Here is an 8,115-nt window from a genome sequence, read left to right on the forward strand (position 1 = left end):
CGCCTCGTTCAGGGATAGCGCACGGGCTTGGGGTCCTCTGGCAGCGGGATGAACTCATCCTCTCCCGGGACATGCGCAAAGCGGTCGGCGCGCCAGTCCGCCTTCGCCTGCTCGATCCGCTCTTCGCGTGACGAGACGAAGTTCCAGAAGATGTGCCGCTTCTCGGGAAAGGGTTCGCCGCCGATCAGCATCAGCCGCGCCCCCTGGGGTGCGTGCACGACAATCTCGGCCCCCGGCTTGAACACCACCAGCTCGCCAGTCGCAAAGCCTTCGGTCTGGCCGATGACCTCGATGGCGCCGCCCACCACGTAGATCGCGCGTTCGACATGCTCGGCCTTCAGCTGATACCGCGCGCCGGGTGCGAGTTCGATGTCGGCATAGACCAGATCGGAGAAACTCTTCACCGGCGAGATCAGGCCATCCGATGTCCCGGCGATCAACGTCAGCCGAGTGCCCTCGGCTTCGATCACCGGTATCTCCTGTGCCTTGTAGTGCGCGAAGTCGGGCGCAGCCTCTTCCATCGCAGCGGGTAACGCCAGCCAGGTCTGGAGGCCGAACAGCGCGCTATCGGCAGCCCGCACGTCCGGACCCGTTCGCTCCGAATGGACGATGCCCGAGCCCGCCGTCATCCAGTTGACCTCCCCGGGGCGGATCGGCTGCACCGATCCGACGCTGTCGCGGTGGAGGATTTCGCCCTCCAGCAAATAGGTCACGGTCGCGAGGCCGATATGCGGGTGCGGTCGGACGTCGAGCCCCTCGCCGCCCCGGAATGCCGCCGGTCCCATCTGGTCGAAAAAGATGAACGGGCCGACCATCCGCCGGTGTGCCGACGGCAGGGCGCGGCGGACGCTGAAGCCATCGCCAAGGTCGCGTACGGGAGGCAGGATCACCTGCTCGACACCTTCGACGTCACTGGACCGAATGGACATGGGGGCTCTCCCGTCAGAATGGGCCGCCGGGCCGAGGCCCGGCGGCAAAGGCTCAAGCGGCGTCGACCAGGACGATCTCACTATCGTCGATCGCAGTCACGGTCAGCGTTTCTACGTCGCGGATCGCCACCCCGTCGCGCGCGTTCGCGCGGGTCCCGTCGATCTCGACCGCCCCGGTTGCGGGCACGAGATACGCCCGACGATCCTTGCCAAGCGGATAGGATATGGTCTCCCCCGCCCGCAAGGAAGCGCCCAGCACCCGCGCGTCGGTGCGGATCGGCAGCGCATCGTCGTCATTGGCAAAGCCGGAGGCGAGCGTCACGAAACGGCCGGACCGCTCCCCCTTGGGGAACGGACGCGCACCCCAGCTCGGCTTTTCACCAGTGCGTGTCGGCAGGATCCAGATCTGGAAGATCTTCGTGGTGACGTCTTCCTTGTTGTACTCGGCATGGGTGATGCCGGTCCCGGCCGACATCACCTGCACGTCGCCCGCTTCCGTCCGGCCCAAATTGCCGAGGCTGTCCTGATGGGTGATCGCGCCCTCGCGGACATAGGTGATGATCTCCATGTCGCGGTGCGCGTGCGGCGGAAAACCGGACTGCGCCGCGATGGTGTCGTCGTTCCACACCCGCAGATTGCCCCAGCTCTCGCGCTTGGGATCATAATAGTTCGCGAAGGAGAAATGGTGCTTGGCATCGAGCCAACCGTGGTTGGCACCGCCCAGGCTGGCAAAGGGACGCAGTTCGATCATGGTGTATCTCCTTGGGGAGGAACGTCAGGCGGAAAGAAGCGCGAGCGCGGCAACCTGTGGGCTCGTGAAGCCATGGTCGAGCAGTGCGGGAACGTAGCGCTCCGCGACCCGACGCTGCCGGCTCGTCTCACAGACAAAGGCGCGCACCGCCTCGAGCTTTGGATCGGCGGACGGGGTCGCCCCCGTCCTGCCCGTTACCGCCCGATAGATGCGGCGGACCGGCCCGGCTCTCGTCGCCGGTACGCGTCCACAATCAGACGCACTCCGAAGCGCGGCCGACACCGCCTGCCATTCAACCTGGCTGAGCGTCAGACCCGTGTTCGCCTCGATCCGCATTCCGCCCTCCGTCGTTCCGATGAGACGAAGATAGGCACTCAGGACATACGTGTTCAGCCTGATAAAATGGAGGGAAACATTCGAAAGACTTGAAATGATGGCGCGGTGCCGCCGGATGACCGGCTCTGAACCGCGATGGGATCGCAGGCGGATCAACGGCCGAGCTTGCGCGCAATGCTGCTTAAAGTCGCAGTCATGCGTTGGCGGTTGATGACCGATACGATCGACGATCTTCAACGCCAGATGGACGCCGCGGCGAGCGCGCTCGACTTTGAAGAGGCGCGGCGGATCCGTGACCGCATCAACCTGATGCGCGGCGGGGCGAGCGTTGCAGAGGTGGAGCAGGCGGATACGTCGGGCCTGGTACGGCAGCAGCCGGGTGCCATGGGTCTCGGCACGAGCCGACAGCGCCCGGTCCCCCCACCGGGATGGAAGCCGCCGTCCAAGCCAGATCTCATGACTTCAGGCCGGAAGCGAACCCGCGAGACGACGCCGAAAGTGCCACCGCGCTGACCTTGCGTGCCGAACGTGCGCGGCGTTCGCTTCCGCACCCGACGTTAGACTATTCCCTCCTGCACCGCTTGGTGGACCGTCCGTACGGCCGGCTGAAAACCGAACGTGCGGGCAAGCGACCCGTCGATATGAAGGTACCACGGGTCCTGGAGCGGCTCGGACGAAGGGGCCATATCCCCTCCGGCCAGGCGCACGAGCTCGTAGATCGTCGTGGGCGCCTCGTCGGATATGTTGACCACGCGACCGTCGAACGCGCCCGCCAGGGCCATGTTCATCGCCGTCGCCATGTCGCGGTGATGGATTGTGCTCATCCGGTGCGCTGGGTGAAAGCCGAATGCATCGAGATGCTTCGGCAACATTTCCAGATGGCCGTCGCCATCGCCATAGACGAACGGGAAGCGGAGGATCGTCCAGTTCAGGCCGCTCTCCCGCAGCGCCCTTTCCGCCATGACTTTGCTGGCCGGATACGCGTCCTGCGGGTCAACGGCATCCGTTTCCCGTCCGGGCTGCGGATTGTTCCGGCTATAGACGTTGGAAGTACTGGCCATGATGAAGCGCGCGCCCGGTGCGTGGGCCTGCGCCGCTGCGATCAGGCTGCGCGTCCCCTCCAGATTACTCCGCCAGATCAGGTCGGTATCCTGCGTGCGGAACACCGCTGCCAAGTGAAGGATCGCCGAAACCCCCGCGACCGCCTCGGCGAGCGAGGACGGCTCCAGGAGGTCGCCTTCCACCACCTGCACGCCGGCAAGTCCCTTTTTGCCCGGACGGACGAGAATGCGACAGTCCTCGCCACTATCAACGAGCCTCGGCAGGAGGCGCTCTCCGACCAGTCCGGTGGCACCCGTCATCAGGATCGTCATGCCTTCGCTCCTTTCAGTCGCTGGGCCAGGCGCTCCGTCGCAAGTTTCAGGACCCGCGTAGCCGTATCGATCTCCGCGTCGGAAAAACCGTGAAACGCCTCTTCGCGGATGAAGCTCAGGTCAGGCAGCTCGCGCCACAGCGCCGTTCCGGCGGTGGTCAGGCGGAGCAGCTTCTGGCGTTGATCGGTGGCGTCAGGAACTTGCTCGACCAGCCCCTTGCGCACCAGCGCCGAGACGATGATGCTCACGGTCGCCCGCTCGATCTGCAGCAATGAGATGAGCTCGCGCTGCATCGTTGGACCAGCCTGCGCGAGCTGGTGCAGAACATACCATTGCGTCGTACCAAGGCCGTGCGGCCGCAGCGCCTCTTCCATCAGCGCGCGCCCAGCAAAATAGCACCGCTTGGCCCAGGCGCCCACGGCGAGATGATCCGCTCCGTCGGATTCGTTAGCCATCAAACATAGTTGTTAAATAGCAAACAGGAAGTCAACCGGGCGCGCAAGACGCCCGGTCGCGCTCCAATGCGGAGGGGCCAGCGGGGACGGCGCCGACCGCCCCCGCCCGCCAGCACGAATGCCCGTCCGGCAGCCTACTTCTTGACCGGCACCGTCGCGAGGTCGCGGTCGATCGTCGCCAGCAACGGATCGTTGAACTGGTCGGGCAGGTACGCCTGGAGCCCGTACAGCGTCGTGCCGCGCGCCATGTCCAGCTGCGGGTTCTTGAGAAAGGCGGGCACATGCCGTTCCAGCACCGCGCGGGCGGCCGGGTTGTCGAGCAGTTCACCGATCGGCGTGGTCAGCGTCGTGTAGCGTCCCGATGCCTTGGCGGCCGCCAACGCCTGTGACAGGCGATCGATCTCCGCACCCCAGGGATCGCGCGCAACCACGGTCTTGCCGTTCGCCGCGAAGTCGGCGAGCGTATCGTTCGCACGGGTATAGCGCGGCCACTGCGGCAGCGCGCCGCCGTTCGGATCGCCCCGCTTGACGAAATTGGCGAGGTAGCTGCTCATCGCCTCACCGACGTCCTCATCCTTCAGCGTTGTCTGGGTGCCATATTTGATGCGCACGTTGTCGAAGAAATAGGGGATGTCGGTCGCATGCCCGGCCCCGCCCTGCCCGATCGAATCCGCGACATAGGAGAAGCGATAGCCCCACACGGGCACGCCCTTGTCGGCGATCATCGCCGATGCCTCGCGCCCACCGGCGATCATGAAGCCGCTTTTCCCGCCGATATCGGCGCTGGTCGCCCCGATCATCATCGGCATGCGGGCGAAGCGATCCTGCTCATAAGCCTTGCGCACGTCGACCACGACCTTCCCGTCGACGAACGGTCCCGAGTTGGTCGGCGGAGCGCCCGCCCGCCCGGACATCTGCGCCATGTTCAACCCGTCGAGCACGTCCTCCGCCGACAACGCACGCAACCGCTGCAGGGCGTCGGGCGCGGTGGGGTCGATGCCCTTCGAACGCGCGAAATTGCCGCCGATCTTTTCAACGTCCGCCAGCGTGTTGCCGGTGAACGCCTTGGCGTCGCCGCCCGACATCACCACTGCCTTTTCGAACAGCCCCTTGGCTTCGGGAGACGTCACGAGCGCGTGAACCGAAATGCCGCCGGCACTTTCGCCAGAGATGGTCACGTTCGCCGGATCGCCACCAAATGCCGCGATGTTACGCTTCACCCATTGCAGGGCCGCGACCTGGTCCATGATCCCATAATTGCCCAGCCGGCCGCCATCGGCATTCTGCGCGGTCAGCTGCGGCAGCGCGAAGGTGCCGAAGCGACCCAGGCGGTAGTTGAAGCTGACGAACACCACGCCCTTTTTCGCCATGTTCGCGCCGGCATAGGTCGGCGGAGAGGCCCCGCCGTTCACGAAGCCCCCGCCATAGATCCATATCAGCACCGGCAGCTTGCCCTTCGCCCCCGCCGGTCGCCAGACATTGGCGTAGAGACAGTCTTCGGCAGGGGTGGTGCCGAGCGGAGCCGCGTCGCTCGGGAACGGCTTTTGCATGCAATCCGAACTATATTGGGTGGCGTCGCGGACGCCGGTCCATTTCGCCGCCGGTTGCGGCGCACGCCAGCGCAGCGGGCCGACCGGCGGCGCGGCAAAGGGGATGCCTTTCCAGCTTTCGACCCCATCGTCAGCCTGTCCCCGCACGGCCCCGGTATCGGTGCGGATCGTCGGACCCGCCGGCTGCGCGGCGGCGGGGACGGCGGTCAGTGCGGTGGCGACGATCAGAGCCTTGGTGAAACAATTCATCGAACGGGACTCCTGGGACGAGAGATTTTGGGAAGCGGTCGGACGGAGGCGTGCGCCTTTCAGCGCGGCAGTAGGCGGGGTCAGCGCGGCCGAGGCGGCGCGGTGGTGACGATCGACCGAGCGCGAAGCGGGTGCGGCCCGCCGTGGAACGTCAGCAGCCTTGGGCGCCGTCGTAGTCGGACACCGATCGGTGATTGTCTGGCCCTGAACCACCTTCACCGGTGCCCGCCAGCGTCGATCCGAGCGATGAGCCCTCCCCCGCCCCCTCGACGGCGCAAGCCCAACTCTCTCACTCCTGCCCGCCTTCACGGAGCAAGGCGACCGCGGCGGGCTGTTCGGAGGTATGGAACGGCCCCCTGGGAACGGGCAGCAGCATCTTTAGCGCCTCTTCCTCCAGATTATGACGGATCAACTCCCTGCCGAGCTTCAGCCTTGGGCCGGGTGCGGCGGGCGCGGCGTTGACGACCTGGAACAGCCCGTCCACGGCCGCGTCCGGCGCGCGCTCCCCGGCAGCGGTGAAGCTGTCATGATAGACAAGAAGAGCAAGGCTGCTCTCCGGATCGAAGCGATTGGCCCTGACGATGAAACGCCGCGCCTCCGCAAGCCGCTTCGAACGTTGGGCATCGGGCCCGCGCACGGCTAGCTCCGTGAGCGCATCCCCCTTCCATACCAACGCCCGCGTATCCGTCGGCGTCTCGGCGAGCACACGGTCGGCGGCGCTGAGGCATTCGGCACCATTGCCGCTCCGGCATTCGGCTTCGGCGAGGAGCAGATGATGTTCCATCTGCTGGGGATGTTGCCGCGCATTGTCGCGCAGCCGCTTGAGCCAGGCTGCACGTCGGGCGAGCGCCGTCGCGCGCTCGCGGCCCTCCTCAGGCACCTCCACTCGTGCGCCAAGCTCAAGCCGGCCGCGGATCAGGCCGGCCTCTGCGCGGGTCAGCCGCCGGATGGTCGGGGCCGGTGCGCGATCGGACGGAAAGGTCATCCGCTCGCCCTGTACCTTCTTGCCGCGATAGCTGGTCACCGTCCGCTGGAGTTCGGCCGGACTGCCAAGAACACGCGCGGCGCTCTTCGCGTCCCTGCCGCTCGCTCTGGCCTTCAGATACGCTTCCAGCCGCGGCTTCCACTCCTCCGAGAAATAGAAAAGGTGGCTCAACCTCCAGGCATGAAAGGGGGTCCATGGCCGCCCTTTCCCCGACAGATAGCTGTCGTCCAGGATCTGCTTGATCGGGTATTCGCCATACCAGTCGATCACCTGGAAAAAGCCGGCCGGAACCTGACCATATTCCACATAATCATCGCCCGTGACCATGGTCGCGAACATTTCACCGAAACCCTGCAGGAACCAGCGCGGGTAAGCCGCCGGGAAATAGGTCATGAGGTAATTTTGGACAAAGCCGGCATAGAGACGAGATTCGGCAGATTGGCAGAAGGCGATCTCGTTCCTGCGAACCCTCATGAGGAAGTCGGAGAGGTCCCCACCGGATATGAAGTCCATCAAAGAGAGGTCATTGCGGCCGTCGCAATTGCGCGGCGTCGGCGCGCCTTCCGATGGTTTAACGATCAGATTGACGCCGTCCTCGGTCGTCGCGAGAACCGGTCCTTCATCGCGCGGATCATAATAGATCGTCTTGGCGAACGCCCTGGAAAACGGTCCATATTGCCAGCGAAGGTCGGTCAACTGAAGCTGCTCGAACGCCGCGACACTTCCGGTCATGGTCACTGCGATCTTGATCGTTTCGTCGGGCTTGCCGACCCGGTCGAAGAGCGCGGAGAGCACGAAGTGAAGCTTCTCCAGATCATGCGCTGTCTTGCGAAGATCCGCTTCGCCGCCCTGGCTGAACACGATGACATGCGGCGTTTCCGCCATGCGCCAGTCGCTCATCTCCACCTTGGTGGTCGCGGGCATCCTGGTGCCGGTGACGATGACCTGCGTCTCGCCATTCTTCACCGGCGCGCCAATCTGCGCGTGCACCGGCAGGCTGAGCGCCATGCCAAGGACGAGGAACGACCATCGCGTCATGTTTCCGCCCCTTGCGCCGAGCATTGCATCAGCATCACGCACGTGTGCAACCACGAAATCAAGTTACATTGAAGTAAATGGCGCAAAGGATTTGCCAGCTTGCGCAGAAGATGACGTAAAATCGCCAGCAGCGTCTTCCGAACCGGCCTTGAAAGGTTCGATGCATTCGCACGGCACCACAGCCGCAGGCGCAGGCATTCGAGCGCATTCGCGCTGATCGAGGCGGTCGTGCTGCCCCGGAAGAAGGCAAGTTTGCGCGCCCGCCGGTGTCCTGGACGCAAAAATAGCCCCCGGCGCGATGGCGCTGGGGGCTATTTTGTTGTGTTGGTTGCGGGGACAGGATTTGAACCTGTGACCTTCAGGTTATGAGCCTGACGAGCTACCGGGCTGCTCCACCCCGCGACGCTGGGAGTGTTGCATTGTGAATGGGTTTTGTGTGCACGAGCTTC

Annotated in this window: 8 protein-coding genes and 1 tRNA gene; 1 reads left to right on the forward strand and 8 read right to left on the reverse strand. The window is 64.9% G+C overall.

The features are described from left to right. Positions 1-8: 8 nt before the first annotated feature. The 3 genes from QP045_RS04995 to QP045_RS05005 are packed head-to-tail and all read right to left on the reverse strand — an operon-like array spanning position 9 to position 2,016. A complete protein-coding gene (locus QP045_RS04995; RefSeq protein WP_422513857.1) occupies positions 9-929 on the reverse strand; it encodes a pirin family protein in 921 nt (306 codons plus the stop codon). 52 nt (positions 930-981) lie between these two features. Beyond that, the gene (locus QP045_RS05000) at positions 982-1,680 is read right to left on the reverse strand and encodes a pirin family protein (protein WP_422513858.1); all 699 of its coding nucleotides are present in this window, start codon (positions 1,678-1,680) and stop codon (positions 982-984) included. 24 nt (positions 1,681-1,704) lie between these two features. After that, the gene (locus QP045_RS05005) at positions 1,705-2,016 is read right to left on the reverse strand and encodes a hypothetical protein (RefSeq protein WP_422513859.1); all 312 of its coding nucleotides are present in this window, start codon (positions 2,014-2,016) and stop codon (positions 1,705-1,707) included. Positions 2,017-2,226: 210 nt separating this feature from the next. Here QP045_RS05005 and QP045_RS05010 point away from each other — a divergent pair, with 210 nt between their 5' ends. Beyond that, entirely contained in the window at positions 2,227-2,529 is a 303-nt protein-coding gene (locus QP045_RS05010) for a UvrB/UvrC motif-containing protein (protein WP_422513860.1), read from the forward strand. A 44-nt stretch (positions 2,530-2,573) separates the two neighbouring features. On the opposite strand, the gene QP045_RS05015 is transcribed toward QP045_RS05010, so the two are convergent. The 5 genes from QP045_RS05015 to QP045_RS05035 all read right to left on the reverse strand — a co-directional run bounded on the left by QP045_RS05015 (position 2,574) and on the right by QP045_RS05035 (position 8,068). Then, complete coding sequence (locus tag QP045_RS05015) at positions 2,574-3,389, reverse strand: NAD-dependent epimerase/dehydratase family protein (RefSeq protein WP_422513861.1); 816 nt, start codon at positions 3,387-3,389, stop codon at positions 2,574-2,576. Beyond that, positions 3,386-3,763, reverse strand: coding sequence for a MarR family winged helix-turn-helix transcriptional regulator (locus QP045_RS05020; protein ID WP_422513862.1), 378 nt, complete (start codon positions 3,761-3,763; stop codon positions 3,386-3,388). The genes QP045_RS05015 and QP045_RS05020 overlap by 4 nt, the downstream gene beginning before the upstream one ends. 215 nt (positions 3,764-3,978) lie before the next feature. Then, positions 3,979-5,643, reverse strand: a complete 1,665-nt coding sequence (locus QP045_RS05025; RefSeq protein WP_422513863.1) for a carboxylesterase/lipase family protein — start codon at positions 5,641-5,643, stop codon at positions 3,979-3,981. A gap of 289 nt (positions 5,644-5,932) precedes the next feature. After that, complete coding sequence (locus QP045_RS05030) at positions 5,933-7,666, reverse strand: tetratricopeptide repeat protein (RefSeq protein WP_422513864.1); 1,734 nt, start codon at positions 7,664-7,666, stop codon at positions 5,933-5,935. A gap of 325 nt (positions 7,667-7,991) precedes the next feature. Continuing rightward, positions 7,992-8,068 (reverse strand) — tRNA-Met (locus QP045_RS05035). Positions 8,069-8,115 lie beyond the last annotated feature (47 nt).

This window comes from Sphingomonas sp. 3-13AW, from assembly GCF_049311085.1.
Lineage (GTDB): Bacteria > Pseudomonadota > Alphaproteobacteria > Sphingomonadales > Sphingomonadaceae > Sphingomonas.

Excerpts from the sequence above, each read along its gene's own strand:
- QP045_RS04995 (WP_422513857.1), bottom strand. The coding sequence starts at position 929 with ATGTCCATTCGGTCCAGTGACGTCGAAGGTGTCGAGCAGGTGATCCTG.
- QP045_RS05015 (WP_422513861.1), bottom strand. The coding sequence starts at position 3,389 with ATGACGATCCTGATGACGGGTGCCACCGGACTGGTCGGAGAGCGCCTC.
- QP045_RS05030 (WP_422513864.1), bottom strand. The coding sequence starts at position 7,666 with ATGACGCGATGGTCGTTCCTCGTCCTTGGCATGGCGCTCAGCCTGCCG.
- QP045_RS05005 (WP_422513859.1), bottom strand. The coding sequence starts at position 2,016 with ATGCGGATCGAGGCGAACACGGGTCTGACGCTCAGCCAGGTTGAATGG.
- QP045_RS05000 (WP_422513858.1), bottom strand. The coding sequence starts at position 1,680 with ATGATCGAACTGCGTCCCTTTGCCAGCCTGGGCGGTGCCAACCACGGT.
- QP045_RS05025 (WP_422513863.1), bottom strand. The coding sequence starts at position 5,643 with ATGAATTGTTTCACCAAGGCTCTGATCGTCGCCACCGCACTGACCGCC.
- QP045_RS05020 (WP_422513862.1), bottom strand. The coding sequence starts at position 3,763 with ATGGAAGAGGCGCTGCGGCCGCACGGCCTTGGTACGACGCAATGGTAT.
- QP045_RS05010 (WP_422513860.1), top strand. The coding sequence starts at position 2,227 with ATGACCGATACGATCGACGATCTTCAACGCCAGATGGACGCCGCGGCG.